The organism is Loigolactobacillus bifermentans DSM 20003 (assembly GCF_001434575.1).
Lineage (GTDB): Bacteria > Bacillota > Bacilli > Lactobacillales > Lactobacillaceae > Loigolactobacillus > Loigolactobacillus bifermentans.
Genome location: NZ_AZDA01000107.1, coordinates 1 through 209, shown reverse-complemented (window position 1 = coordinate 209; position 209 = coordinate 1). Strand labels below are relative to the sequence as shown.

1 pseudogene is annotated in these 209 nt (G+C 37.8%); it reads left to right on the top strand.

From position 1 onward, the window contains the following. A pseudogene (locus FC07_RS16000) lies at positions 1 to 209 on the top strand (pyruvate:ferredoxin (flavodoxin) oxidoreductase); the annotation flags it as partial.

Here is a 209-nt window from a genome sequence, read left to right as displayed (position 1 = left end):
GTTGAACGTCCAAACTTCGTTGGTTGCCACAACCCAGCTTATATCCATCGTTATAACTTAATTGATGGTTTACGTGATGGTGGGACTTTCTTACTGAACACTTATTGGGATGTTGAAAAGACCAAGCAATTATTACCTTCAAACTTGAAACGTTACATTGGCGAACATAACATCAAGTTCTACATCATTGATGCCTTAGCAATTTCACA